The following is a 25,511-nucleotide window of genomic DNA, read 5'->3' as shown; positions in this document are numbered from 1 at the left end:
CTTTTATTACGTAATGAATACTGTCCGCTTTTCTCTCATTTTTCATTTACTACGTGACGGTTCAAGTGCTGATTTATTAAATCATGCAGTATTCGGTTCTCTGACTCATTCAGTGCAGGGTTACTTTTAGGCACGATAATCGCTTCGGCTTCTTCATAATATAGGTAAAGGTTTTTACCGTCTTCACCCATCATTTTAATCGATTCCCAAGCAATCTGTGTAGTTGTATTCATCTTTTCACGAATGACGGTAAGGTCGATAAACGTTTCATGTATGTGCAAAATGACATCATGTGGCCACCGTTTATCGTTCCTCAGCATGAACTTGAGTTGTAACCCTATAGCAAAGGCGTAAAACTTTTTAACAGGGCGTATCATTAGCGCTGCAAGAATGATGCCTATGAAGATTGGTAAGAGTTGATACGAAGTAAATGACATCAAGTATGCCGATTGAGGTAATACGAGAATGGAAACTATGATTCCAGATAAAAATACCATTGCCGTTAATAATACAAACAGAATGTTAGCTTTTATTCGATGAATTTTTCCTCTTTTTACATAGTCTTTTTGTAACGCCATAAAATCTTCAAATGATATTTGATACTCTACACCCATCGATCTATTCCTCATTTCTGTGGGACATTCAACTATCTACCTTTGAACTATGATTTAAACGTTGAACTATTGAATCAAGAAGCGCTCTATTTTCTGATTCATTTAATGGAGAAATCATTTTTGGGATAATGATGGCTTCGTTCGTTTCATAGTATAAAAAGAAGTGATGGTCGTCTTCGCCAACAACCTTAATGGACTCCCATGCCACATCGGTTTTTTTAATCCCACTGATATAAGATGAAGTTACGTGAATCCCAGTTTCATGAAGGTGCAACGTCACATCGCGTGGCCATCGCTTATCATTTTTATAAGCCGATTTAAGTTTGCGAAGCGTGACGAAATCGTAATACTTTCCTATAAGTGATCTCATTAAAATGACGGGGATGATGGCTAAACACACTACAATAAGCTTAAATGTGTTCTCCGAATTCAGATAGAGCGTATAAAAATAGAGAGACATCGGCAATATGATATGAAGAACGATAAAGCCGAGCAAAAAGACCATCATGGCGAGTGCGACAGTTGTAATATTGTATCTAGCTTTATGATGCTCGCTTCTCTTTAACGAGTCTTTCTGTAACGCCATAAAATCTTCGAAAGTCAGTTGATACTTTGTATTCATCGTGTCATCCCTCATTTTCTAAGTAACGCTGTATACGTTTTTTAGTACCATTCACATAGTGAATGGATTTGTTGCCATTACGACTTACTTCTTTTTATGTGTTTCACTTTAAAGCAACAATAACAAAGTGTTTACTGTAATTTCCAATAAAGTTACTTTGGTCGTTCGAGTCAAGGTAATATGCTAAATAGAATGGAACAATGGAGGATTGAACATGGCGATGACGATTCAACAAAGGACCCAAGAAAAACGAATCAAGGCGTTCCGACATGCTGGTGTCACCGAACCCATTTTTCTTGGTGAAGGTGCGTGGCATGACGCATGGAAAGTGTCAAAAGACGGTCACGAACTGGTGTTGCGGATTCCGAAAGAAGTCGCTTACGGAAAGCCTGTTGTATTTGACTATGACGCACTGATGGCAGAGTATGCCGCTACGAAATTGTATTATCAGTCCGTGAATCGCGCGGTTCAAGGAGCTGCTCCAAATTTTTTTGAATTCTACGTGTCTGCTGAGTTCACGTATACGTTAGAGTCATTCGGGGGTGCCCCTCTTTCTTTACATACGATGACGAAAGAACAAGCTTCACAGGTGGGGGCTCAGGTCGGGGAGATTTATCGAAAAACCGATCAAGTCCGACACGATGTCGAGGGGTTAGGTTATTTGATGTGGACGGACGAGAAGAAATTACACGGCAGTTTGAACAGGGACATTCACACGTTGATCCGGGAAGAAAGTACGGAGCACTTGGCAGACTACAAAACGTTAAGCGCCGCGTATCCCGAGTTTAAAGATGATGTAGTCGAACAAATGCTCAACGCGGCGACAGCACTTCGCAACGATCAAATCAGCGTCCCGAGTCTCGTCAATCAAGATGCGTCTCCCGAAAATATTTTATTGCAAGAGAATCGCGTCTGTTTGATTGATCCTTATCCGATCGCGAGGCATGGCTGGCAATTTCATGAACTTATACGAGACCTTTTTTGTCGCCCTGTCACAAACGGAACGCTATCAGAGGCATCGATTTGATTTGTGTGAAGCACAATTAAAAGGAATAGCAGAAGGGTTCCTTGCAGGCTACAGCGACGGGAATCCGTCAATCGTTCGAGAAGTGAGAGGGGAACAGTTGCTCCAATTACTCGAGACGGCTTACCTTCACCATCAGCTGTTACGTCAAGAAGAATTGGCACGGGAGGATACGATTCGTTATGGAAGCAAGGAAGCCATCACAACCCGGCTGTTCGGATTATGTCACGCACTGAAACAGTTCGCCACCTCTCGATTGAGTGAGCTATGAATTTGTTGTTGTACCCCGGTCACTCTTCGACGCATCCATCGTGATGCGTCTTTGTTTTGTCCATTATGTTAACGTTTCGCCAGAGTCGTTTACAAAGAATACATACAGGCGTAAACTGAACTCGTTTTCGACATCATGGAAAGAAGGAATGCAAGAATGGACAACTTCATGACACCACGCCAAAGATGGCAAAAAGACATCTCGGCCGGGATCACCGTCGGGGTCGTCGCGGTGCCGCTCGCGATGGCGTTCGCGATCGCCTCGGGCGTCGGACCGGTGTACGGCTTGTACACGGCCATCATCGCCGGGATTATCGTCAGCCTGTTCGGGGGCTCGACGTTCCAAATCGCCGGACCGACCGGCGCCTTTATTCCGATCGTCTCGGGCGTCATGCTCGCACACGGCTACGAAGGGTTGCTCGTGACGACGTTCCTCGCGGGGATCCTGTTATTCCTCATGAGCGTGCTCCGCGTCGGACGGCTCATCCGTTTCATGCCGCGCGCCGTCACGATCGGGTTCACGGCCGGGATTGCCGTCGTCATCTTCGTCGACCAACTCGATGAACTGTTCGGCATCACGTTCGAGAAGGCGCCGCACTTCCACGAGAACTTCCTTCAGCTCGTGACGTCATTACCGGAGGCGAGTCTTTGGCCCGTCTTCATTGCCGCCATCGGTTTCTTGACGCTCTGGCTCGTGCCGAAGCTGCCTGTCAAGTTGCCACTCCTGTTGATGGCGATGCTCGTGCCTACGTTCGTCAGCCTCGTCATTCCCGGGAAAGTCGCGACGATCGGCAGCGCCTATGGCGGTATCCCGAGCGGATTGCCTGACTTCAACTGGCTCGCCATCGACCTCGATTTGATTGCGACGTTGCTTCCATCGGCTTTCGCCATCGCCTTCCTCGGGGCGCTCGAATCGCTATTGTCGGGTGCGGTCGCGGACGGGATGGCTGGCACGAAGATGAACCCGGACAAGGAACTGTTCGGGCAAGGGCTTGCCAACGTCGTCGTCCCGTTCTTCGGCGGGATTCCAGCGACGGGCGCCATCGCCCGGACGGCGACGAACATCCAAGCTGGTGCCGTCAGTCGTCGTGCCGGCGTTATTCACGGTTTGACGGTGCTCCTCGCCGTGCTCGTGTTGGCACCGCTCGCGAGCTACGTCCCGCTGGCCGCACTTGCCCCGATCTTGATGCGCGTCGCTTGGAACATGTCGGAGCGGCACCACGTCTTCGAGATGCTCAAGCATCGGTCGGCCGAGTCGCTCGTTTTGCTCGTCACGCTCGGGCTGACCGTGTTCGTCGACCTCGTCGTCGCCGTCGAGGTCGGGGTCATCTGTGCGCTCGCCTTGTTCGCGAAACGGATGGCCGATACGATTGACGTCCGCGAACAGACGGAACGGTACGTGACGCGCGACGGTCAAGTCGTCTTCAGTGTCGAGGGTCCGCTCTTCTTCGGGGCAATCGAGATGTTCGAGCACGTATTGCATCATATCCATGACGAGCCTGACGTGTTCATCTTCAACTTCCACCGTTGTCCGGTCATCGATGTGACGGCCGTCGAAGAGATTCGCCGCGTCGTCCGGGAGTTAAAGGTGGCCGACCGTCGTGTCGTCTTCGCGCACTTATCGGCACCCGTGCGGCAGACGCTCACGCATTACGGCGTGCTCGATCATGTCGACACGTTCGAGACGACACAGGAAGCGATTGACGCGTCTTAACGGACGGACAGAATCTGACCGAACGGGATGCGGCGCACGTCCGTGGCGAACAGCTCGACTTCACGCTCGGCGTAATAGATGGCGTGGACGTAGCCGCGCACCGTATGGGTCATGCCGTTGTCGAACAGCGTTAGCTCGACGGCGTCTCCTTCCCGGATGGCGCGTTCGAGCTCGGTTTGCCACAAATAGAGCAACTGCTCATCCAAGTCGGGCAGCTCGATCTTTTGGACGTGGGCGTAATATTTCTTCAGGAGCGCCACGTGCTCGGGCATGAGGAACGGGCTCCATTTCAATTCACCGCGGTCTTTGTAGCGGGTCTGGCTCATGACGATTCACCTCCTTGTTTATGTCCACCGATTAACCGCTGGCGGGTACGGAGCGGACTGTCTTTCAATAGGCTCGATGCCGGGCGGATCGTGCCGCGGCCGAAGCGGACGTTCAAGCTATCGACGAGGTCGAGGAAGTCGAACCGGCGCGCCCGGGCCCACTCATCCTCGAAAAAGGAGAGCTGGACGTGGTCGCTCCTTGGCTCGAGTTTCCCGAGGGCGACCGAGACGTACCGGACGGCCTCCGTCTCGTCCCACGCGTCGAGAAAAAGCGTCAACAACACCGGCAAGAACTCGCGCTCGTCCGCTGTGAAGCGGGCGAGCTTTTTTTGTTTGCTGAAGCCGCGCCGCTCGCTCGTCCGAGTGTAACGGACACCGAGATGGATGCTGCCGCCGACGAGTCCGGCCTGCCGCGTCCGCATCCCGACCTCGACGGCGATGGCCTGCAGGACGAGCCGAATGGCCACATACGTCGTATAGTCCTTCATGAGCGTGATACCGTGGCCGATCGTCCGAGGGCGTTGCCGTTTCGCCCCGAACAAAGAGCTCGGCGGGAGGATCGTCGGTGACTCGTCGATGCCCCAGGCGTGATGCCACAGCTCGGCGCCGATGACGCCGAACTTCTCATGGAGCGTCTCGAGCGGATAGCGGGCGAGGTCACCAATCGTGTCGATGCCGAGCCGATGGAGATGGACTTCCATCTTCGCGCCGACGCCCCACATCTTGCCGATCGGGGCCGGGTGGATTAATCGTTCGACGTCATGGAGGAAACAGCTGGCGACACCCGTCTTCTTCCCATGCAAGTCGAGGACGAGCTTGGCGAGGACGTTGTTCGGCCCGATGCCGATCGTGACGGGGATGCCGGTATAGCGGAACACGGTCGAGCGGATGAGGCGGGCGACGTGCGCATCGTTCCCGAACAGGCGCTCCGTCCCGGTCAAGTCGACGAGCGTCTCATCGATCGAGTAGACGCGGATTGCCTCCGGGGGTGCGAACTGATGCAGGATATGGACGATTTGCACGGACACGTTCAAATAGTGGCTCATCCGGGCCTCGGCGTAGATGACGTGCCGCCGCTCGTGCCACGGCAAGCGGTCGATGTGGAAGCGCCGGGACCCGGTCTTGATGCCGAGCTGCTTCATCGGCGGTGTCGCGGCGAGGACGAGGGCACCGTGGTCCTGCAGGTTCGATAAGACGACGAGCTTCGTCTTGTACGGGTTCAACTTGCGGGCGGCGCACTCGCAACTGGCGTAGAACGAGACGCTGTCGATACAAAAAATCCGACGTCGCATAGCCACCTCTCCTTTTTTGCGAACAAACGTTCTGTTTTTTTCATCGTATCACGGTCTCACGCCGTCTCAAATAGAAAAATGAAAAGAAATTTGAAAGAAGTAAAAAAAAGGGTGAAATGCATGATGAAATTCCAACTTTTTGGGATTTACCGAAATAATAAAGCGAGGGAGAAACAAAATCCGGTATAATGGGAGGGTAGCTAGACAAATATGGTTTCGGACGATGGAGGCTATCCTGTGATTGATTTTGTGAAGCAATTGACCAATGATCAGGCACGATGATTGAAAACCTATAAGAAACAAGTCGAACGCATCAACGCGTACGAGGAGACGATGCAAGCATTGGACGATGCAGCGCTTCGCCAGTACGCGCTCGAATTGAAACAGCGGCTCACGGACGGTGCGGACGTCCGCGCCATCACGGAGGAAGGGTTCGCCCTCGTCCGCGAGGCATCGGTCCGCACGATCGGGCTCCGTCACTATGACGTCCAGCTCATCGGAGATCTCGCGCTCCTCGAAGGGAATATTGCGGAGATGCTGACCGGGGAAGGGAAGACGCTCGTCGCGGCATTGCCTGCGTTCGTCAAGGCGCTTGAAGGGAAAGGCGTCCATGTCATCACGGTGAACGACTATTTGGCGCAACGTGACGCCGAACAGATCGGGAAGATTCACACGTTCCTCGGCCTCACGGTCGGACTGAACGTACCGGAGATGGAGCTTCCTGACAAACAAGCGGCATATGCGGCCGACATTACATACGGGGTCGGGACTGAGTTCGGGTTCGACTATCTTCGGGACCATTTGGTCGGCTCGCCGGAAGAACGCGTGCAGCGTCCGTTCCATTTCGCCTTGCTCGATGAAGTCGACAGCGTCTTAATCGACGAGGCGAAGACGCCGCTCATCATCGCCCAGAAGGACGAGTCAAACGTCCGCTTGAAACGGCTCGCCCAAGCCGTGTTCGGTCAATTGACGGAAGACGACTATACGGTCGACCTCGAGGCGCGCGCCGTCATGTTCTCGGATCAGGGCATCGAGAAAATCGAGGCGTTGTTCTCGGTCGATAACTTGTTCTCCGCCGAGCACCACGTCCTCTATCACTACATGATGCAGGCGCTCCGGGCGAACGTGTTGTTCGAGCGGGACGTCGACTATATCGTCCAAGAAGGCAAGATCGAGTTGATCGATTTGTTCACGGGCCGGGTCATGGAAGGACGCAGTCTGTCGGAAGGCCTCCATCAGGCGCTCGAGGCGAAAGAACAGCTCGACATCACCGAAGAGAATAAGACGACGGCCGAGATCACGATTCAACACTACTTCCGGATGTATCCGCTCCTCGGTGGCATGACGGGTACGGCGCAGACGTCACGCGAAGAGTTCATGAAGACGTATCAGATGGACGTCGTCCAAGTGCCGACGAACCGGCCGCGTCTGCGTGAAGACTTGCCGGACCGCGTCTTTGACACGATCGCCCATAAATATGCGGCGGTCGGACAAGAAGTGGCGGCCATTCACGCGACGGGACAACCGATCTTAATCGGGACGACATCGATTGCCCAGTCGGAGGCCTTCAGCGAACAGCTCGAGCGACAAGGCATCAAGCATGAGCTGTTGAACGCGAAGACGGTCGCCCAAGAAGCCGAGATCATCGCCGAGGCTGGACGCCTCGGCACGTGACGATTGCGACGAACATGGCTGGACGCGGGACCGACATCGTCTTAGACGAGACGGCGCGCGAGCGCGGCGGTTTGTACGTCATCGGGACGGAACGTCACGAGTCGCTCCGCGTCGACAACCAGCTCCGCGGCCGGTCGGGGCGCCAAGGCGACCCGGGCATGTCACGTTTCTTCGTCTCGCTCGAGGATGACCTCGTCAAACGGTACGCCGCCGAGCGATTGAAACGGGTCGAACACAAACTGAAGCCGGACGAGCACGGGGAGATTCGCCACAAGGAAGCCGGCGATATCATCGAATACGCCCAGACGACGATTGAAGGCGTCGGTGTCTCGGTCCGCGACTACATGTTCAAACTCGACGACGTCTTGAACGAGCAGCGCCGCATCATCTATACGATCCGTGACGAGGCGGTCGACGCCAACGCGACGGCCATCTTGAACAACGTGCTCGCGATGATGCGCCTCGCGCTCGAAGAGACGCTCGACCGCCACATCGATGCCGAGCTCGTGCCGGAGGAGTGGGCGAAAGATGCCTTGCTCGAGGACTATGTCTATTTGACACAACAGACACTGCCATGGCCGGAGACGGTCGGAGATAAAGACGAGTTGAAACAAGAGGTCGCACCATGGATCGACGGGATCATCGAGACGGCGCAAGAGCGCATCGAAGGGTACCCGGAAGTCATCGCCTTCGCCCGTCAACAGTTGCTCAGCCATCTCGATGATCCGCTGGACGAACCATTTGACGACGATGAACGCCTTGAAAGAAGGGATCGGGCTCCGCAGCTACGGCCAGGAAGACCCGAGCCGTCAGTTCGGCAAGGAAGGGCTCGAGATTTTCCAAGAGACGTATCTCGACATCGCCCGCGACGTGACGATTCAACTGTGCCAGTTAGACCTATACTTTGCGCAACGGGAAGAGGAGGGGCTGTGACATGTTCGGACTGTTGAAACGAAAGAAAGTTGAGACGGTGATCCGTCAAGATGACGAGCGGACGCTCCGCCTCGTGTTCGATGAAGGAATGGACATTTCGAAAGAAGATGAGTACGTGTTCCGTTATCATGCGACGACGTTGCCACCGCTCGCGGATAATCAGTTGTCGATCGAACTGCTCAGTGCGACGAAGAACCCGGGCGGTCTGTCCGTGGTCGCCTTGTTCCGCAACACGGTCGCGACCGAGTTCTCGCTCGACGAGATTCCGGTGCTCTTGTTGAACGAACGCCGCGAACCGCTCGGCCAGAAGATGCTCAGCCGGATGGACTTGCCGTCGTTCGAGGCGATGACGAGCAAGCCCGTCTATCTCGACTTCTTTGAGGAGGAACTGTTCACCGATGTCGACGACCTCGATACCGAGTCGATTCAGCTCGCCTTCCAAATGAACCCGACGGCACCGCTCCAAGACGTGACGGACAGTGAGCGCGATGCGTTCCCGGACGTGGCATGGCATCGCCTGAAACGGATGAACATCCTCAGCCGACCGGTCGCCGAAGGCCAGTTCGATTTGTTGCTCGTCCATCTCGACGTGACCGACACGGAGATTGGGGCCTCGCTCCTCGTCCGGAACGGTTATGCCGAGCAGGCGCTCCAAATCCCACGCCTCCCGCTCGAGCTGATGCAACGGGACGAGGTCGTCGGCTGGGCCGACGCCGTGCTCGCCGAGCCGATTTTACCGAAACACGACTATCCGCTCCACGTCCGCTTTAAGCGGCCGGAAGGCGAGAGCAACGGACCGATCTCGATTCGAATCCGTTCGTGACGATATGACCATCCCTGACACACGTCGGGGATGGTTTTTAATGCTTGTGCGAAATTTATTTTTATATGGATACCACATTAAAATAAGCGCCATAAAATCATTTGAAATTGTATTAAAGATGATTAAGTCTAAAATTAAAAATCCTCTAATGTGAGAAATTTCATAAATAATAGTCATCAAATTTTCAATGAATAATTTGAAAAAACGGGAATATAAGAACTAATGTTCTATAAAAATAAGAGAAAGGAGGATTAAGAATGAGTCAAAAACTAACCGTAAATATCAAATTAAATCCATCAAAAGAGCAAGAGTCTAGTTTAAACGAGATGAGTCGTTTATATGTTGACACTGTTAATATGCTAGTAGCAGAAATGGTAGAAGTGAAATTAATTTTAAAAAAAACAAGTAAAGATGTAAAAGTGATATTGCCGAGCGTTGTAAAAAATCAAGCCATACGTGATGCACAAAGTTTGTTCTATAAAGCTAAGAAGAAAAAATTTGAAAATGTTTCAATTCTTAAAAAGCCTATCTGTTTTTGGAACAATCAAAGTTATACTTTTGACTGTGATTATATTTATATTCCCATTATATTGGACGGTAAAGTCAAAAGAGCAGCAATTCAAGCGCACATGATCGATAAAGATGATCGTAATTTTTCGTTGTTAAAACATAAACTAGGTGCATTACGCATTACTCAAAAGTCTAATAAGTGGATTGCCCAAATCGCGATTACTGTTCCAACTGTGGAAAAGAATGACGGAAAGATTATGGGTGTTGACTTAGGATTAAAAGTACCAGCTGTAGCTATCACTGACTGTGGCAAGCCGAAATTTTTCGGGAATGGCCGTGAAAATAAATATATGAGGAGGATGTTTCAATCTACAAGAAAAGAATTGAGCAGAAATAAGAAAGTTAAAGCTGTTAAAAACCTAGGTAACAAGGAACAGCGATGGATGAGAGACAAGGACCATAAAATAAGTAGAAAAATTGTTGAATTTGCAAAAGTAAATGATGTTTCTGTCATTCGATTAGAGAAACTAACGAAACTTAGACAGACGGCAAGAACAAGCCGTAAAAACACAAAAAATCTGCACACTTGGTCATTTTATCGATTATCGAAGTACATTGAATACAAAGCAAAGTTGGATGGGATTAAGATAGAATATGTTAATCCTGCCTATACATCACAAATGTGTCCTTCTTGTGGTAAAAAAAATAAGGCAAAAGACCGAGTATATTCATGTTCGTGCGGGTTGAAAAAACACAGAGATTTGATTGGTGCAATGAATATAAGGTGGGCACCTGTGGTGGATGGTAATAGTCCATCAGCCTGAGAGTCTATTAGACCTGTCTCAGGAGGGGTGATGGCACACCCTTATCTCAAGGTCTGGACAAAACAGAAATGGCCTGAGTCCAATGTGATGCTTGAGAATTCTACAACCTTTCTAATGAATAAAGTCGTAGAAATGCCAAATACGAACATCACGAATAATAATTGCTGAAATAATTGTTCTGGATAGAGACGGCGTCCGATAGGGCGCCGTTTTTTGACGCTCGAAAACGTGTCAAAAAAGTGAACGAAACCCCTTACAAAATTTTGGGAACTTCTGTATAATCAGTCGCGTAAGCGTTTACATTATACATGTAAAACAACGGGATTCATTTTTCGGGACCGACGGGGATTGGCTACATATGTACAAAAGGGGACAGCACACATGATTACATTCTTTATCGCCTTGGCGATTCTATTCGTCGGGTACAAAGTGTACGGCAGCTACGTCGAGAAGACGTTCGGCATCAAGGAAGAACGGATGACGCCCGCCTACGCGTCACAGGATGGTATCGACTACGTGCCGATGGGGAAGAAACGGAACTCGATGATTCAGCTGTTGAACATCGCCGGCGTCGGCCCGATTTTCGGCCCGATCATGGGAGCGCTCTACGGCCCGGTCGCGTTCCTGTGGATCGTCTTCGGATCGATCTTCGCCGGAGCGGTGCACGACTATTTGACGGGCATGATCTCGCTCCGTAACAACGGGGCGCATTTGCCGCAACTCGCTGAGAAGTTCCTCGGCCGTTCGCTCCGCCACGTCGTCAACGGTTTCGCCCTGCTTCTTTTGCTTTTGGTCGGGACGGTGTTCGTCACGTCACCGAGTAACATGATCAACAACTTGTTCGACGGCAACGCGACGACGCTCACGATTGTCATCTTCGCCGTATTCGCCTACTACATCTTGGCGACGCTCCTCCCGGTCGATAAGATTATCGGCCGCATCTACCCGTTCTTCGGGGCGCTCCTCATGATTAGCGCCATCGGGATCGCCGTCAGCCTGTTCGCGCAAGGCTACAAGATTCCAGAGATGACACTCACGAACATGCATCCGGACGGCTTGCCGATTTGGCCGCTCCTCTTCTTCACGATCTCGTGTGGGGCGCTCTCAGGCTTCCACGCCACGCAGTCGCCAATCATCTCGCGGACGACGATGAAAGAGAGCAACGGCCGTGAAATCTTCTACGGCATGATGATCGTCGAAGCGGTCATCGCCATGATTTGGGCCGGGGCCGCCATGGCCATCTTCGAGCCGGGTGAATTGCTCGGATTGATTCAAACCGGTACGCCGGCACTCGTCGTCCAAGAAGTGGCGACACTCATGCTCGGCAGCATCGGCGGAACACTCGCCATCCTCGGCGTCATCGTCTTACCGATCACGTCAGGCGACACGGCGTTCCGTAGCGCACGGATGATTATCGCCGACTACATGAAAGTCGCACAGAAGAAGTTCTCGTCACGCCTTTGGATCGCGCTTCCGCTCTTCGCGATCTCGTACGTGCTCACGAACATGGACTTCCAAATGCTCTGGCAATACTTCAACTGGGCCAACCAGACGACGGCGGTCATCGCCTTGTTCGTCGGGGCGATGTACCTCTACATCAAAGGGCGCAACCACTATATTGCGCTCATCCCTGGCACGTTCATGTTATATGCCGTCTGGTTCTACATTTTGACGGCACCGATCGGCTTCAAGATGGATGGGGTCATCCCGTACGTCATCGCTACGATCGGGACAATCACGTTGCTCGTCTTGTTCCACATGCGCGCCAAAGCGATGCGGGCACAAAATATGGAATGTGACGTCCCGGTGAAGGAAGTCGCATAATCCAAAAACATGGGTCGTTTCGGCCCATGTTTTTGTTTGCGTTGAAATCGGGAAATGACCATACTAGAGGAATAGATTTGAAAGGTGGGACCTGAATGGATCAAGAGAAGCTAAAAGACATGCTCCATGCCGATACGCTCGGGGAAGAGATTGCGAGTGCCATCACCCATGGCCTCGGGGTCATCTTCAGCATCGTCGCGCTCGTCTTGCTTGTCATGACGGCAACGGAGACGGGCAGTACAGGCAACGTCATCGCGGTGAGCGTGTTCGGGGCATCGATGATTTTACTGTACCTATTCTCGACGCTCATGCATGCGATTCCGCATCCACGCGCGAAACGCGTACTCCAAGTGTTCGATCACGCTGGGATTTACTTACTCATTGCCGGGAGTTATACGCCATTCGCGCTCGTGTCACTCAAAGGGACGCTCGGTTGGACGTTGTTCGGTATCGTTTGGGGCGTTGCTGTGCTAGGGATCGTCTGGAAGTTGTTCTCGACGGGGAAATACATGTGGGTGTCGAACGTGACCTACCTCGGTCTCGGTTGGATTTGTTTAATCGCCATCCGTCCATTGTACGAGTCGCTCGGTCATAATGGTTTCATGTTGCTCCTCGCCGGCGGGATCGCCTATTCGGTCGGGATCATCTTCTACGTATGGCAGAAACTGCCGTTCAACCATGCGATTTGGCACCTGTTCGTCCTAGCGGGGAGCGTGTTCGTTTTCCTCAGTATTTTGCTCTATGTGGCACCGAATACAGGCCTTTGAAACGGACGTCCGACGGGGCGTCTATTTTTTATAAAGATAAGGAAATGAAATGCTGAAAACGATTACAAAATTACAGACGAATGGACGTTTGTATGTCATAATAATTTCAGACATCGTCATAGAGATAGATGGGTGTAAACGTAAGGGGGAAAATCAGATGGAAAAAGTGTTGCGCGATGGATTTATCTACATGTCTCAAAACAAAACACTCAACAGTTTGGCTAAAAAATACGGGCTTCGGTTCGGAGCTTCGCGCTTTGTGGCGGGGGAAGACTTCAAGACGTCGGTGCCGACGATTCGCGAATTGAATGCGAAAGGGCTATCGGTCACGGTCGACCATTTAGGGGAGTTCATCACGACGGTCGCGGAAGCGAACGAGAACCGTGATGAGATCATCCGAGCGATTGAAATTATGGCCGAAGAGCAGCTCGACGCCTACATGTCGCTCAAGCTGACGTCGCTCGGGTTCGACATCTCGGACGAGTTGATTGAAGACAATATGCGTCAAATCTTGACGACGGCGAAAGAAGTTGGTGTCTTCGTCGCCATCGATATGGAGGACGAGGCACGCTGTGAGAAAACGCTCGACTTGTTCAAAACGTTGAAAGCGGACTTCGACGGCCTCGGGACGGTCATCCAGTCATATTTGTACCGCTCGGAAGATGATATCAACCATCTCGCACCACTCAAGCCGAACCTTCGCATCGTCAAAGGAGCTTACAAGGAACCGGCGACCGTCGCTTTCCCCGAAAAGGAAGACGTCGACCACAACTACTTGAAGCTCGTCAAACTCCATCTGGCGAACGGGAACTACGCCTCTATCGCAACACATGACGACCACATGATCGATGCGGTCATCGAGCATGTGAAACTGAACAACATCCCACTCGACCAGTTCGAGTTCCAAATGCTATATGGCATCCGGGTCGAGCGTCAACTCGAGCTCGTCCGCCAAGGTTACAAAGTCCGCGTCTACGTGCCATACGGCCGTGATTGGTACGGCTACTTCATGCGCCGCCTCGCGGAACGTCCGGCGAACGTCGCGTTCGTCTTAAAAGGAATGGTCAAGAAATAAGCAAAGCACGAACGTCCGTCGAGGGCGTTCGTGCTTTTTTGATGTATGTTCTGTTATTTGATGATGTCGCCCATATAGGTTGTTCTGGACTCATGCTTGTTTCTCTGCCTAATAACCAGCGGGTCTGTTTGTTAAAAAAGCTGTGCCATGGTTCAATTCTTTATTCTTCTTCATCTTTATCTACCCAAAAATCTGGACCGATTTGATCGGATAGCCAAAAGAAAAGCTCTTGGTGTTCTTCTGGGTGCACTTCACCCAGCGCGCCTGGATTAAATAGATATTGTTTATTTTGAATGAAGTCTCTTCGGATGAAATCAGCCATATGGTACGGACCATATCCGTAGGAAGTATTTACGTCAGGGGAAGGGGGATTCTCCATCCGAATGTACATATGTGTTTGCGCTAAAAACGTAAACATTCGCGCGAGGGCGAGGTAGCCTTCCGCGTTGCCGATGAAATTGACGCCAGCTGCGTTCAAGTTGATTTCCATCTTGGCATCATGGTCAAAGTGAGGATCGAACTCTAAAATGTCTTCGTTGTACTCTTCTTCATACTCGTCGTCATAATGCTGCTCATTCATAGAATTCCCTCCATATACTAAAGTCATCCGTTTATCGGTGTCGCTAGATGTTTTTCAAGTATCCGATCGATTTCACTTTGTTCGACTTCCGTGATTCCGTCTCTTGCCTTAGGAATGATCAAGGCTTCATCTTCTTCGTAATACAGGAAACGATGTGTCTCATCCTCATTCACTTTGAAAATAGATGTCCAAGGGACTTGCGTCGTTCGACTGACTTTACCACGAACGACATGCATCTCGACATGGGTGTCATTAAAGTGGAGCGTGATGTCTTTTGGCCAAATGTTATGTTTTTTTAGTTGCTGCCGAGATATCCAAATGACGAATGGGCCGTGCAAATCCTTTAGGAGTGGCCTGAGTAACAGCGTGAACAAAATCCCGACACCTACTGGGAGTAAATAAAATAAAACAGGAGACTCGGGGCGAGGTAAGACAAAGGCCGTAAGCACATAGCCGAGAGCGAACGTAGGGATCATCATAATGAACAGCCATAGTTTACGATTTCGTTGATATAGGTTTGAATGGTGACTCAAATCATTATGAAATGATAGAAAGTCTTCAAGTGTCATTTTATATGTGGTGACCATTTGCTACTCCTTTCTGAGTTAAATCATAGTCTTGCTCATCCATTGCCTTCCATACAGACGTAGAATCACGTCGAACTCTTGATGCAATAGGCGATTAGAATGAGATGCTCAAATGTTTTTGCAGCAAGTCGTTGATTTTAGCTTGTTCAGTCTCACTGAGCGCTTTGTTTTGCTTCGGGACAATAATCGCTTCCCTTACTTCAAGGTATAAATAATAGTTTGTCTCGTCTTCGCTCACTCGTTCGATTGCTTCCCATGCGACTTGAATCCGTTTATTTACGTGGTTATGAAGGGAGTTGACCTCGAGTCCGAACTCATTAAAATACAACGTGACGTCACGTGGCCATTTCGTATTTTGTTTCAGCACATAGCGAAATTGCAAAAGCGTCATGTTTTGGTACATTTTTTTAGAGAAGCGAAGTTGGAGAAGCACCGACAATACACTAGCACTGACGGCGAGTGCGAGAATGAGCGGGGCAGAAGAAATCGTTCGAGGCAACAAAATGATGACGAGTGCAAACCCGAGGTAAGCTGCAAGGAGCGAAAGTATGGCCGTGTAAAATCTAGAAAATCTTTTATGGTAAGGCGAAGTTCCGATGAAATTCTTTTGAAAAGCGAAAAAATCATCTTGTGTCAATCGGTAATGAATCATCCACCAATGGCTCCTTCCTTCCGTCTGAATGACGGGGTTAATGTCTGCAAACAACGCTAACATAGGATGGGTTAATTTTCCAACAAAAAGACCCAGTGACTGAACACTGGGCCTGTTGACAAGTTTATCCGTTAATGACTGTCCCGCCGTTGACGTGCATGACTTGTCCGCTGACGTACGTCGAGTCGTCGCTTGCGAGATAGACGTAAGCCGGGGCAAGTTCCGCCGGCTGACCCGGACGTTTCATCTCGGCCGAGTCACCGAACGAGGCGACTTTTTCTGCCGGGAACGTCGCCGGGATGAGCGGTGTCCAAATCGGACCTGGGGCGACGCCATTGACGCGAATCTTCTTCTCGGCCAAGTTCTTGGCGAGCGAACGCGTGAACGCCGTGATCGCGCCTTTCGTCGACGAGTAGTCGATTAATTGGTCGTTACCTTCGTACGCCGTGATCGACGTCGTATTGATGATGCTCGCACCTTCGTTTAGATACGGAAGGGCGGCTTTCGTCAAATAGAACATGCTGAAGATGTTCGTGCGGAACGTCTGCTCGAGTTGCTCGTCCGAAATATCGAGGAGCGATTCTTGCGGATGCTGCTCGGCGGCGTTATTGACGAGGATATCCAAATGTCCGAACGTCTCGAGTGCCTCTTTGACGACGTCTTGGCAGAAGGCTGAGTCGCCGATATCCCCTTGCAGCAACAGACACGCTTGGCCGAGCTCTTCGATGCGCTCTTTCGTCGCCTCGGCGTCCTCGAGCTCGTTTTGGTCTTTATAGACGATGACCGTGTTCGCGCCTTCATGGGCGAAGAAGATGGCGACCGATTTTCCGATGCCGGAATCACCACCTGTGATGATGGCCACTTTATCTTTTAATTTGTCGCTTCCTTTATACCCTTCACGCTCATAAATCGGGAACGGCTCCATCTTCGAGTCGATCCCCGGTTGATGGGCTTGCTCTTGGCCGTCCTTCTTGAACGATTCAAAATCATGTCGGTTCCCCACTGTGTTTAAACGATTCTCACTCATGTATACGTTCCCCTTTCTAAAATTGACTCTTTGTGTCTATACCACAGTGACCGATAAATAAATCGTCCTCAGTGAAATTGGAACGAATTTGAAAAATGAACGCTTGCGAATGAATTGTCATTCATTTATGATAGAAGAGTAAACACGATGGTGATTGCGATTTTTTTTACGCTTGAAATGAATCACTATTCATTCTCATTGAGGGGGGAACAATATGACGAGTCACATCGAACAATCAGCCGACCTCCGTTTGACGAGCAATATCCGTTTTGCGGTCGTCATCGGTTCAGGAGTAATGGGGGCGGGGATTGCAGCACACTTGGCGAACGCGGGGATTCGTTCGCTCATGCTCGACATCGTACCACGTGAATTGACGGCGAAAGAAGAAGCGAAAGGGCTCACGCTCGAGTCACCAGAAGTGCGGAACCGCATCGCTTCCGAGAACCGTCAGAAGCTATTGAAACAAAATCCGGCACCGCTCGCGACGGCGGAGCACTTGAACTTCATCGACGTGGGGAACTTAGAAGATGATCTCGAGCGTTTGAAGGAAGCGGACTGGGTCATCGAAGTTGTCGTCGAACGGCTCGACGTGAAACAACAGCTGTTTGAGAACATCGCACCTTACATCCGTGAAGACGCGATTCTCAGCTCGAACACGTCCGGTATCTCAATCGAGGCGATGGCGAGCGTATTGCCAGAAGGCTTGAAGACCCGTTTCCTCGGGACACACTTCTTCAACCCACCGCGTTATTTGAAACTGCTCGAACTCATCCCGACGGAGAAGACGGCGCGCCCGGTCATCGATTTCATGGCCCGCTTCGCTGAGGACCGTCTCGGGAAAGGCGTCGTCGAAGCGAAAGACACGCCGAACTTCATCGGCAACCGCATCGGCACGTACGGCCTCCTCGTCACGTTCGAAGAGATGCTCAAGCAGAACGCCTCGATCGGCGAGATGGACTCGATCACCGGACCGCTCATCGGCCGGCCAAAATCGGCGACATTCCGCACGCTCGACGTCGTCGGTATCGATACGTTCGTCCACGTCGCCGGAAACGTCTATGAGACGCTCGACGCCGGTGACGAGAAGGATACGTTCGACGTCCCTGCTGAAATGAAGACGCTCGTCGAGAAGGGTTGGATCGGTCAAAAGGCTGGACAAGGCTTCTATAAGAAGGACGGCAAAGTCATCCAGGAGCTGAATCTTGAGACGTTCGAATACGAACAATTGAAAGCGATTACAGGTCCAGAACTCGACCAAATCAAGTCGCTCCCAGGCTCGAAAGCGAAGCTGAAAGGCGCCATTTTGAACAAAGGACGCATCGGACAACTTCTCTGGCCGGTCACGGCGAAGACGCTCGTCTACTCGGCTCGCCTCACAGGTGAAATCAGTGACTCGATCGTCGCCATCGATGACGCGATGAAGTGGGGCTTCGGCTGGAAATTCGGACCGTTCGAAACGTGGGATGCACTCGGTGTCGAGAAATCGGTCGCCCGCATGAAGTCAGAAGGTTATGACGTCCCGGCGTGGATTGACGAGATGCTCGCTGCCGGACACACGACATTCTATAAGGGAGACCAGTATTACGACCAAGCGTCACATACGTATGTCGAGAAGACCGTCAACCCGAAAGAAGTGAAACTCGCACCGCTCGCCAAGTCGAACGGCATCGTGCTCGAGAACGGTGGGGCCCGCCTCATCGATATCGGCGACGACGTCGTCGCCCTCGAGTTCACGTCACCGAACAATGCAATCGGTGTCGACATTATGCAGATGATCGAACAGTCAATCGACCTCGTCGAGACCGACTTCAAAGGACTTGTCCTCGCCAACGACGGCAAGAACTTCTGTGTCGGCGCCAACCTCGCGATGATGCTCATGGAAGCGGAAGACGAGAACTGGTACGAGCTCGATTGGATCATCAACAAGTTCCAACAAGTCGTCCAGAAGATTCGCTATGCGGGTCGCCCGGTCGTCGTCGCGCCTTACGGCATGACGCTCGGCGGCGGAACCGAGATCAGTTTGCCGGCCGCACGCATGCAGACGGCGCTCGAGACGTATATGGGTCTCGTCGAAGTCGGTGTCGGCCTCATCCCAGGTGGGGGCGGGAACGTCAACACGTACCGTCGTCTGCTTGAACAGACACCGAAATCGATGCAAAACATCGAGAAGGCGGCGCAACAGACGTTCGAGAACATCGCGATGGCGAAAGTATCGAAATCGGCCTATGACGCGAAAGCGCTCGGCTATCACCGTCCGGTCGACGGCATCTCGATGAACCGCGACCACTTGACGTTCGATGCGAAACAGACAGTGCTCGGTCTCACTGACGGCTATACGGCACCGGTTCGTGAGAAGTTGCCGGTCGTCGGTCAAACGGGGAAAGCGACGCTTGAACTCGCGGCGTACGAGATGTTCTACGGTGGCTATATCTCTGAACACGATCTGAAGATCGCGAAAAAACTTGCCCACGTCATCAGCGGCGGCGATTTGGCATACGGCACGATGGTCGACGAGCAGTACTTCCTCGACATCGAGCGCGAGGCGTTCCTAAGCCTCATCGGGGAACCGAAGTCGCAGCAACGGATGCAACATATGCTCGTCAAAGGCAAGCCACTTCGGAACTGACAAAAGGGGGACTTAACAGATGAGAGAAGCAGTCATCGTGGCCGGCGCACGGACGCCGGTCGGAAAAGCAAAACGCGGTTCGTTCCGAAACGTTCGCTCGGACGAACTTGCGGGTCACGCGATTAAAGCGACGCTCGAACGGTCAGGCTACACGGGACCGATCGACGACGTCATCATGGGATGCGCCATGCCGGAAGCGGAACAAGGGATGAACATCGCCCGCTACGCGGCTGTCCGGGGCGGCTTGTCGCACGAAGTACCGGCCATCACGATCAACCGGTATTGCTCGTCCGGCCTTCAAGCAATCGCCGACGCAGCAGCGAAAATCATGATCGGCCAAGCGACGGCGGTCATCGCCGGCGGTATGGAATCGATGAGTCTCGTCCCAATGGGCGGACACGTCATCCGTCCGAACCCGACAATCATGGAGACGGCTCCGGAATACTATATGAGCATGGGCCACACGGCAGAACGTGTCGCGGCCGAATATAACATCTCGCGCGAAGACCAGGACTTGTTCGCGATCGACAGCCACCAAAAAGCGGCGGCAGCAATCGCGGGCGGTAAGTTCGAAGAAGAGATCGTCCCGGTCACGGTCGTCGAGCACGTACTCGGCGAAGACGGAAAAGTCGCAGAACGCGAACTCGTCGTCAAACATGACGAAGGCGTCCGTGCCGACTCGACGCTCGAGGCGCTTGGTAAACTGCGCCCGGCGTTCAAAATCAAAGGCTCGGTGACGGCGGGGAACGCGTCACAAGTGTCAGACGGTGCAGCGGCCGTGCTCGTCATGGAGCGTGAAGAAGCGGAACGTCAAGGCTTGAAACCGATGGCAAAATTCCTCTCGTTCGCGGTCGGCGGTGTCCGTCCGGAAGTGATGGGGATCGGCCCGGTCGTCGCCATCCCAAAAGCGCTCGAGATGGCCGGCGTGAAGTTGGAAGAAGTCGGATTGTTCGAACTGAACGAGGCGTTCGCGAGCCAATCGCTCGGCGTCATCCGTGAACTCGGCATCGACCCGTCGAAAGTGAACGTCAACGGCGGCGCGATCGCCCTCGGACATCCGCTCGGTTGCACGGGCGCGAAACTCGCGGTCTCGATCTTGCATGAGATGAAACGACGCAATGAAAAGTATGGGGTTGTGACGATGTGCATCGGTGGCGGTATGGGTGCTGCTGGCGTCTTCGAATTACTATAAGGGGGAATTGACAATGGAACGTACAGAACACGAATTGATTAAAGGCGGTAGCTTCGTCATCGACGCACTCGACGCGGATCGTTTGTTCACACCGGAAGACTTCTCAGATGAGCACAAGATGATTGGCGACACGACGGCCAGCTTCGTCGACGACCGTGTCATGCCTGTCCTTGGACGCATCGAGAAACATGAGTTCGATCTCTCGGTCGAACTGTTGAAAGAAGCGGGCGAGCTCGGCCTCCTCGGCGCGGATGTGCCAGAAGAGTACGGCGGTTATCAGCTTGATAAGATTTCGTCATCGATCATCACGGAGCGGTTCGCCAAGGCACGTTCATTCGCCCTCAGCTACGGCGCCCACGTTGGGATTGGGACACTCCCGATCGTCTTCTTCGGAACGGAAGAGCAAAAGCATAAGTACTTGCCGAAGCTCGCAACGGGCGAATGGATCGCAGCGTACGCCCTTACAGAGCCAGGCTCAGGCTCGGACGCGCTCGGTGCGAAAGCGACGGCCGTCTTGAACGAGGCCGGCACGCACTACGTGTTGAACGGGGAGAAGCAATGGATCACGAACGCCGGTTTCGCGAACGTGTTCGTCGTCTACGCGAAAATCGACGGCGACAAGTTCAGCGCCTTCATCGTCGAGCGTGATTTCAACGGTGTCTCGACAGGCGCCGAAGAGCAGAAGATGGGGATTAAAGGTTCATCGACACGGACGCTCATCTTAGAAGACGTCGAAGTCCCAGTCGACAACCTCCTCGGAGAGATCGGCAAAGGGCACGTCATCGCCTTCAACATCTTGAACGTTGGTCGTTACAAACTTGCGGTCGGTGCAGTAGGTTCGTCGAAACGTGCCTTCGATCTCTCGGTCCAATACGCGAACGAGCGCAAACAGTTCAAGACGCCGATCAGCCATTTCCCACTCATCCAAGAGAAATTGGCGACGATGGCTGCGAACATTTACGCGATGGAGAGCTCGGTTTACCGGACGGGCGGTCTATTCCAAGACAGCCTCGATGCGCTCGGTGACGACAATATGCGTGACGGCTCGAAAGTTGCCCAAGCCATCGCCGAGTATGCGATCGAGTGTTCATTGAACAAAGTGTTCGCCTCAGAGACGTTCGATTACGTCGTCGATGAAGCGGTCCAAATCCACGGCGGCTACGGCTTCATGACCGAATATGAAGTCGAGAACTTGTACCGTGACTCACGCATCAACCGCATCTTCGAAGGAACGAACGAGATCAACCGTTTGATCGTGCCGGGCACGCTCCTCAAGAAAGCGATGAAAGGCGACTTGCCACTCCTCGCCGAAGCGCAGAAGCTCCAAAAAGAGCTCATGAGCTACATGCCGCAAGAACTCGACGGTACGCCGCTCGCACGCGAGAAGATGCTTCTGTCGAACATGAAGAAAATCAACTTGATGATCGCCGGAACGGCCGTCCAGAAATATCAGCAAGACCTTCAGAACGAGCAAGAGATCCTCGCGAAGATCGCCGACATCATCAGCGCTATCTATGCGCTTGAAGCGGCCATCGCGCGGACGGAGAAAGCCATCGCCCGCACAGGCGCTGAGAAGAACCAACAGAAAGTCCGCTATACTGAGATCTTCGCCGAGCAAGTGTTCAAGCAAGTCGAACTCATGGCGAAAGAAGTGTTGTACGCGGCCGCATCGGGCGACGAGCAGCGCATGCTCTTGTCGGCGATGAAGAAGTTCAGCCGTTATCAGCCGATCAACGTCATCGGCACGAAGCGCGAAGTCGCAGCGAGCCTCATCAAAGCGAACAAGTTTATCGTGTAAGCAAGAGAAAGGGTGGACCGGACGCGGTCGACCCTTTCTTTTTATCCTACCGACACCGTACAATGGGAAAAGGAGGGGATACATATGAGAAGAGATGATTTGTTAGAACGGATGGACGCAATCGGCCGTTTGGTCGCGACAAAGGAAGGGACATTGATGTTACTCGCGCTCGGTTCGATCGGGCTCGAGACGGATCGGCTTGACGACTATTCGGACCTCGATTTCTTTTTGATTGTCGAAGACGGGTATAAGGCACGCTTCATCGACAATTTAGATTGGCTCGCCGTCGAGCCGTTGGCGTATCAGTTCCAAAATACGAAAGATGGGCATAAGGTCATGTATGAGGATGGCATTTACGCCGAGTTCGCCGTGTTCGAGATGGTGGAGATGCCTGGAATCGCCTATACGCCAGGTCGTGTCGTCTGGCAACGCGACGAGGCGCTCGATACATTCGCGACGCCGAAGGTCATCACGCATCCTTCAGACGCCGCACACCGCTATGAGGAGGCGTTGACGAACCTATACGTCGGACTGCTCCGGGAACGGCGCGGCGAACAGCTCGCCGGATTCGAACTCATTCAGGTGTCGGCCGTCAATAACGTGTTACTCGCATATGGGGAGACGAGCGACCCGTTTAATCCGACACGTCGGGTTGAGGCGAAGCATCCTGATGTGATCACGTTCCTCGAACAAGGGGTATTAGGTTATGGACGTTCCGTCGAGGCGGCTGCGGTCATCCTCGAACATATCGAAGCGCGTCATTCGGTGAACGCGGTGTTGAAGCGAGAAATCGAGCGTTTGCTTCAGGCGTGAACGGTTGATTCGGAATGTGCTACATTTATAGAAGAGGTGATGAACATGGTGACACTATATGGCTATCCGCCATGCAGTACGTGTAAAAAAGCAGAAAAGTGGTTGAAAGAGAACGGCATCGACTATACATACGTCCATATCGTCGAAGCGACACCGTCAAAAGACGAGTTGGCTGAGCTATGGAAACAGTCGGGTCTGCCGCTTAAAAAATTCTTCAATACGAGCGGACAGGTATATCGAAACGAAGGCATCAAAGATCAGTTGCCAAATCTATCAGAAGACGAACAAATCGAGCTTTTAGCGAGTAATGGTATGCTTTTGAAGCGCCCGATCGTGACAGATGGTCAAAAATCAACTGTCGGATTTTCAGAAAAGTCGTTTACAGACGTTTGGGGCGAAGTGCTATAATACTCGTGTGAGTCTAATTCATTTGAGGGGGAAGTTAAGATGAGCAAAGTACCAGCCAATCTACGTTATTCAAAAGAGCACGAATGGGTTGAAGTGAACGGAAGCGTGGCCCGCATCGGGATCACAGATTTCGCACAAAGCGAACTAGGGGATATCGTCTTTGTCGAACTTCCTGAAGTCGGCGGCACGATTTTACTCGATGAGCCATTCGGTTCGGTCGAGTCGGTCAAAACCGTTTCAGAATTGTACGCTCCCATCTCTGGGAAAATCACAGCGGTGAACGAATCACTCGCCGATTCACCAGAACTCGTCAACGAAGCACCGTTCGAAGGCGCTTGGATGATCGAAGTCGAGTTGAACGACGCGTCAGACGTCGATAAACTCATGTCAGCCGAAGAATATGAAGCGATGATTCAAGGCTAAACAAAACCCGGTTTCTCTTCATGAGAAGCCGGGTTTTGTATTATTCAAAATCGAGGCGGTAATGTTCCGGTTGAACGAGTGACGTCCGGTTGAACAGGCGGTAGAAGACAATCCCGAGTGTCACCGGGATGAGCCCGAACAGGACGATGACGAGCATGACGTTCCAAAGCGCGAAACCGCCGGGCATGAGGTGCAAGGCGTTGATCGGTCCGATGAGACCAGACACACCGAAACCGGCACTGATTGGTGTACCTTCGATCCGAAGGATGCCTGCGAGCGCTCCGAGGATGGCCGCATTGGCGAGTACGGGCAGCATCATAATCGGACGACGGACGAAGTTCGCCATTTGAATCTTCGGCGAGCCGAGGAAGTGGGCGATGGATGTTCCCGTCGCGTTCATCTGCCAGCCGGCGATGGCGAGACCGAAGCCCGCTGCGACAACGCCGAGGTTGGCCGCCCCAGCGGCGACACCAGACAGGCTGATGGCCGTGGCGATGCCGACCGTCGAGATTGGCGAGACGATGATGAGCGAGAACGCCATCGCGATCAACATGCCCATCACGATCGGCTGCAGTTCCGTCATCGTCATGATGATCGTCCCGACGTACATCGTGATTTGTGAGATGTAAGTGAGCAGGAACGCCCCGATCCCTCCGGCGACGACGATGACCGTCATCGGCAAGACGAGTACCGTGTACGTCTTCAAACGTGGCGACAGCTGCATGACAAGGAACGTCGCGAGAGCGGCCGTCACGCCGGCCGTGATGACGTCACCGATCCCGGCCATGAGGAATGCGCCTTCCTCGATGCGAATGGCGCCACTGCCGACCTGGGTGGCGATGCCGATCGTCCCGGCCTCGAGTGCCGAGCGTCCGAACTGCATGGCGACGGCGACACCGATGATGACTGGTAAGAGGCGCATCGCAATCGTCGTCGCGTCCAAGATGAACTGCAAGGACGGAACATACGGCAAGATGGCTTTCGTTAATTCACCGAGCAAAGCGCTCGGGATAAGGGCGATGAGAATGGCTAGACTGAGGCCGTTCAATACGTTCATCAAAAACTGTTTTCCGGTAAGCTTCTCTTCCGTCATTGGGGATTCACCTGTCCTTT

Annotated in this window: 23 protein-coding genes and 1 pseudogene; 15 read left to right on the top strand and 9 right to left on the bottom strand. The window is 52.3% G+C overall.

Annotated elements, in window-relative coordinates; genetic code table 11:
• Nucleotides 1-35: 35 nt before the first annotated feature.
• The gene (locus EVJ34_RS06865; protein WP_161568887.1) at nucleotides 36-614 is read right to left on the bottom strand and encodes a YcxB family protein; all 579 of its coding nucleotides are present in this window, start codon (nucleotides 612-614) and stop codon (nucleotides 36-38) included.
• A gap of 28 nt (nucleotides 615-642) precedes the next feature.
• Nucleotides 643-1,236 carry a YcxB family protein gene (locus EVJ34_RS06860; RefSeq protein WP_161568886.1) on the bottom strand — a complete coding sequence of 198 codons (594 nt, stop codon included), beginning with the start codon at nucleotides 1,234-1,236 and terminating at the stop codon, nucleotides 643-645.
• Nucleotides 1,237-1,450: 214 nt separating this feature from the next.
• On the opposite strand from EVJ34_RS06860, the gene EVJ34_RS06855 reads away from it, so the two are divergent.
• From EVJ34_RS06855 to EVJ34_RS06850, 3 genes are all read left to right on the top strand, one after another.
• A complete protein-coding gene (locus tag EVJ34_RS06855; RefSeq protein WP_236636660.1) occupies nucleotides 1,451-2,263 on the top strand; it encodes a phosphotransferase in 813 nt (270 codons plus the stop codon).
• 1 nt (nucleotide 2,264) lies between these two features.
• Nucleotides 2,265-2,531 carry a hypothetical protein gene (locus EVJ34_RS15875; protein WP_236636659.1) on the top strand — a complete coding sequence of 89 codons (267 nt, stop codon included), beginning with the start codon at nucleotides 2,265-2,267 and terminating at the stop codon, nucleotides 2,529-2,531.
• 156 nt (nucleotides 2,532-2,687) lie between these two features.
• A complete protein-coding gene (locus EVJ34_RS06850) occupies nucleotides 2,688-4,244 on the top strand; it encodes a SulP family inorganic anion transporter (protein WP_131485051.1) in 1,557 nt (518 codons plus the stop codon).
• Here EVJ34_RS06850 and EVJ34_RS06845 read toward each other — a convergent pair.
• Together EVJ34_RS06845 and EVJ34_RS06840 are read right to left on the bottom strand one after the other, a co-directional pair.
• Nucleotides 4,241-4,570 (bottom strand): YolD-like family protein, encoded by a 330-nt coding sequence (locus EVJ34_RS06845; protein WP_131485050.1) that lies wholly within the window; start codon nucleotides 4,568-4,570, stop codon nucleotides 4,241-4,243. The genes EVJ34_RS06850 and EVJ34_RS06845 overlap by 4 nt on opposite strands.
• Nucleotides 4,567-5,862 (bottom strand): Y-family DNA polymerase, encoded by a 1,296-nt coding sequence (locus EVJ34_RS06840; RefSeq protein WP_131485049.1) that lies wholly within the window; start codon nucleotides 5,860-5,862, stop codon nucleotides 4,567-4,569. Before EVJ34_RS06840 ends, EVJ34_RS06845 begins: the two co-directional genes overlap by 4 nt.
• A gap of 282 nt (nucleotides 5,863-6,144) precedes the next feature.
• Here EVJ34_RS06840 and secA2 point away from each other — a divergent pair.
• The 6 genes and pseudogenes from secA2 (at nucleotide 6,145) to EVJ34_RS06810 (ending at nucleotide 14,292) form a co-directional block, all read left to right on the top strand.
• Nucleotides 6,145-8,469, top strand: a pseudogene (gene secA2 / locus EVJ34_RS16040) (accessory Sec system translocase SecA2).
• 1 nt (nucleotide 8,470) lies between these two features.
• Nucleotides 8,471-9,292 (top strand): SLAP domain-containing protein, encoded by an 822-nt coding sequence (locus tag EVJ34_RS06830; RefSeq protein ID WP_131485048.1) that lies wholly within the window; start codon nucleotides 8,471-8,473, stop codon nucleotides 9,290-9,292.
• Nucleotides 9,293-9,549: 257 nt separating this feature from the next.
• Nucleotides 9,550-10,626 carry an RNA-guided endonuclease InsQ/TnpB family protein gene (locus EVJ34_RS06825; protein WP_131437876.1) on the top strand — a complete coding sequence of 359 codons (1,077 nt, stop codon included), beginning with the start codon at nucleotides 9,550-9,552 and terminating at the stop codon, nucleotides 10,624-10,626.
• 381 nt (nucleotides 10,627-11,007) lie between these two features.
• Nucleotides 11,008-12,450: a carbon starvation CstA family protein gene (locus tag EVJ34_RS06820; RefSeq protein WP_131485047.1), complete on the top strand. Its 1,443-nt coding sequence runs from the start codon at nucleotides 11,008-11,010 to the stop codon at nucleotides 12,448-12,450.
• A gap of 95 nt (nucleotides 12,451-12,545) precedes the next feature.
• Entirely contained in the window at nucleotides 12,546-13,217 is a 672-nt protein-coding gene (gene trhA / locus EVJ34_RS06815) for a PAQR family membrane homeostasis protein TrhA (RefSeq protein ID WP_131437880.1), read from the top strand.
• 157 nt (nucleotides 13,218-13,374) lie between these two features.
• Nucleotides 13,375-14,292, top strand: coding sequence for a proline dehydrogenase family protein (locus tag EVJ34_RS06810; RefSeq protein WP_131437882.1), 918 nt, complete (start codon nucleotides 13,375-13,377; stop codon nucleotides 14,290-14,292).
• A gap of 160 nt (nucleotides 14,293-14,452) precedes the next feature.
• Here the strand turns inward: EVJ34_RS06810 and EVJ34_RS06805 are convergent, their stop codons facing one another.
• The 4 genes from EVJ34_RS06805 to EVJ34_RS06790 form a co-directional block, all read right to left on the bottom strand.
• The gene (locus EVJ34_RS06805; protein ID WP_131485046.1) at nucleotides 14,453-14,872 is read right to left on the bottom strand and encodes a hypothetical protein; all 420 of its coding nucleotides are present in this window, start codon (nucleotides 14,870-14,872) and stop codon (nucleotides 14,453-14,455) included.
• 23 nt (nucleotides 14,873-14,895) lie between these two features.
• Nucleotides 14,896-15,459: a YcxB family protein gene (locus EVJ34_RS06800; RefSeq protein ID WP_131485045.1), complete on the bottom strand. Its 564-nt coding sequence runs from the start codon at nucleotides 15,457-15,459 to the stop codon at nucleotides 14,896-14,898.
• A 94-nt stretch (nucleotides 15,460-15,553) separates the two neighbouring features.
• Nucleotides 15,554-16,111: a YcxB family protein gene (locus EVJ34_RS06795; RefSeq protein WP_161568885.1), complete on the bottom strand. Its 558-nt coding sequence runs from the start codon at nucleotides 16,109-16,111 to the stop codon at nucleotides 15,554-15,556.
• Nucleotides 16,112-16,235: 124 nt separating this feature from the next.
• Nucleotides 16,236-17,138 carry an SDR family oxidoreductase gene (locus EVJ34_RS06790; protein WP_131485043.1) on the bottom strand — a complete coding sequence of 301 codons (903 nt, stop codon included), beginning with the start codon at nucleotides 17,136-17,138 and terminating at the stop codon, nucleotides 16,236-16,238.
• 214 nt (nucleotides 17,139-17,352) lie between these two features.
• Here EVJ34_RS06790 and EVJ34_RS06785 point away from each other — a divergent pair, with 214 nt between their 5' ends.
• The 6 genes from EVJ34_RS06785 (at nucleotide 17,353) to gcvH (ending at nucleotide 24,398) form a co-directional block, all read left to right on the top strand.
• The gene (locus tag EVJ34_RS06785) at nucleotides 17,353-19,764 is read left to right on the top strand and encodes a 3-hydroxyacyl-CoA dehydrogenase/enoyl-CoA hydratase family protein (protein ID WP_131485042.1); all 2,412 of its coding nucleotides are present in this window, start codon (nucleotides 17,353-17,355) and stop codon (nucleotides 19,762-19,764) included.
• A gap of 19 nt (nucleotides 19,765-19,783) precedes the next feature.
• Nucleotides 19,784-20,956: an acetyl-CoA C-acetyltransferase gene (locus EVJ34_RS06780; protein ID WP_131485041.1), complete on the top strand. Its 1,173-nt coding sequence runs from the start codon at nucleotides 19,784-19,786 to the stop codon at nucleotides 20,954-20,956.
• Nucleotides 20,957-20,969: 13 nt separating this feature from the next.
• Entirely contained in the window at nucleotides 20,970-22,754 is a 1,785-nt protein-coding gene (locus EVJ34_RS06775; protein ID WP_131485040.1) for an acyl-CoA dehydrogenase family protein, read from the top strand.
• 84 nt (nucleotides 22,755-22,838) lie between these two features.
• Nucleotides 22,839-23,567 (top strand): hypothetical protein, encoded by a 729-nt coding sequence (locus EVJ34_RS06770; protein ID WP_236636658.1) that lies wholly within the window; start codon nucleotides 22,839-22,841, stop codon nucleotides 23,565-23,567.
• A gap of 45 nt (nucleotides 23,568-23,612) precedes the next feature.
• Nucleotides 23,613-23,975 (top strand): arsenate reductase family protein, encoded by a 363-nt coding sequence (locus EVJ34_RS06765; protein ID WP_131437898.1) that lies wholly within the window; start codon nucleotides 23,613-23,615, stop codon nucleotides 23,973-23,975.
• Nucleotides 23,976-24,014: 39 nt separating this feature from the next.
• Complete coding sequence (gcvH, locus tag EVJ34_RS06760; RefSeq protein ID WP_021065488.1) at nucleotides 24,015-24,398, top strand: glycine cleavage system protein GcvH; 384 nt, start codon at nucleotides 24,015-24,017, stop codon at nucleotides 24,396-24,398.
• Between the two features lie 40 nt (nucleotides 24,399-24,438).
• Here the strand turns inward: gcvH and EVJ34_RS06755 are convergent, their stop codons facing one another.
• Complete coding sequence (locus tag EVJ34_RS06755) at nucleotides 24,439-25,491, bottom strand: PTS sugar transporter subunit IIC (protein WP_131437900.1); 1,053 nt, start codon at nucleotides 25,489-25,491, stop codon at nucleotides 24,439-24,441.
• Nucleotides 25,492-25,511 lie beyond the last annotated feature (20 nt).

Origin of the sequence: Exiguobacterium sp. SL-9 (assembly GCF_004336985.1) — a bacterium.
Classification (GTDB): Bacteria; Bacillota; Bacilli; order Exiguobacteriales; family Exiguobacteriaceae; genus Exiguobacterium.
Note: the sequence above shows the minus strand (reverse complement) of the source record. Positions and strands in the feature narration are given on the sequence as shown.

Coding starts and splice junctions, on each gene's coding strand:
- EVJ34_RS06820 (WP_131485047.1), top strand. CDS start 11,008: ATGATTACATTCTTTATCGCCTTGGCGATTCTATTCGTCGGGTACAAA.
- EVJ34_RS06785 (WP_131485042.1), top strand. CDS start 17,353: ATGACGAGTCACATCGAACAATCAGCCGACCTCCGTTTGACGAGCAAT.
- EVJ34_RS06755 (WP_131437900.1), bottom strand. CDS start 25,491: ATGACGGAAGAGAAGCTTACCGGAAAACAGTTTTTGATGAACGTATTG.
- EVJ34_RS06800 (WP_131485045.1), bottom strand. CDS start 15,459: ATGGTCACCACATATAAAATGACACTTGAAGACTTTCTATCATTTCAT.
- EVJ34_RS06840 (WP_131485049.1), bottom strand. CDS start 5,862: ATGCGACGTCGGATTTTTTGTATCGACAGCGTCTCGTTCTACGCCAGT.
- EVJ34_RS06845 (WP_131485050.1), bottom strand. CDS start 4,570: ATGAGCCAGACCCGCTACAAAGACCGCGGTGAATTGAAATGGAGCCCG.
- trhA (WP_131437880.1), top strand. CDS start 12,546: ATGGATCAAGAGAAGCTAAAAGACATGCTCCATGCCGATACGCTCGGG.
- EVJ34_RS06825 (WP_131437876.1), top strand. CDS start 9,550: ATGAGTCAAAAACTAACCGTAAATATCAAATTAAATCCATCAAAAGAG.
- EVJ34_RS06865 (WP_161568887.1), bottom strand. CDS start 614: ATGGGTGTAGAGTATCAAATATCATTTGAAGATTTTATGGCGTTACAA.
- EVJ34_RS06830 (WP_131485048.1), top strand. CDS start 8,471: ATGTTCGGACTGTTGAAACGAAAGAAAGTTGAGACGGTGATCCGTCAA.
- EVJ34_RS06855 (WP_236636660.1), top strand. CDS start 1,451: ATGGCGATGACGATTCAACAAAGGACCCAAGAAAAACGAATCAAGGCG.
- EVJ34_RS06850 (WP_131485051.1), top strand. CDS start 2,688: ATGGACAACTTCATGACACCACGCCAAAGATGGCAAAAAGACATCTCG.
- gcvH (WP_021065488.1), top strand. CDS start 24,015: ATGAGCAAAGTACCAGCCAATCTACGTTATTCAAAAGAGCACGAATGG.
- EVJ34_RS06775 (WP_131485040.1), top strand. CDS start 20,970: ATGGAACGTACAGAACACGAATTGATTAAAGGCGGTAGCTTCGTCATC.
- EVJ34_RS06770 (WP_236636658.1), top strand. CDS start 22,839: ATGAGAAGAGATGATTTGTTAGAACGGATGGACGCAATCGGCCGTTTG.
- EVJ34_RS06805 (WP_131485046.1), bottom strand. CDS start 14,872: ATGAATGAGCAGCATTATGACGACGAGTATGAAGAAGAGTACAACGAA.
- EVJ34_RS06810 (WP_131437882.1), top strand. CDS start 13,375: ATGGAAAAAGTGTTGCGCGATGGATTTATCTACATGTCTCAAAACAAA.
- EVJ34_RS06860 (WP_161568886.1), bottom strand. CDS start 1,236: ATGAATACAAAGTATCAACTGACTTTCGAAGATTTTATGGCGTTACAG.
- EVJ34_RS06795 (WP_161568885.1), bottom strand. CDS start 16,111: ATGATTCATTACCGATTGACACAAGATGATTTTTTCGCTTTTCAAAAG.
- EVJ34_RS06765 (WP_131437898.1), top strand. CDS start 23,613: ATGGTGACACTATATGGCTATCCGCCATGCAGTACGTGTAAAAAAGCA.
- EVJ34_RS06790 (WP_131485043.1), bottom strand. CDS start 17,138: ATGAGTGAGAATCGTTTAAACACAGTGGGGAACCGACATGATTTTGAA.
- EVJ34_RS06780 (WP_131485041.1), top strand. CDS start 19,784: ATGAGAGAAGCAGTCATCGTGGCCGGCGCACGGACGCCGGTCGGAAAA.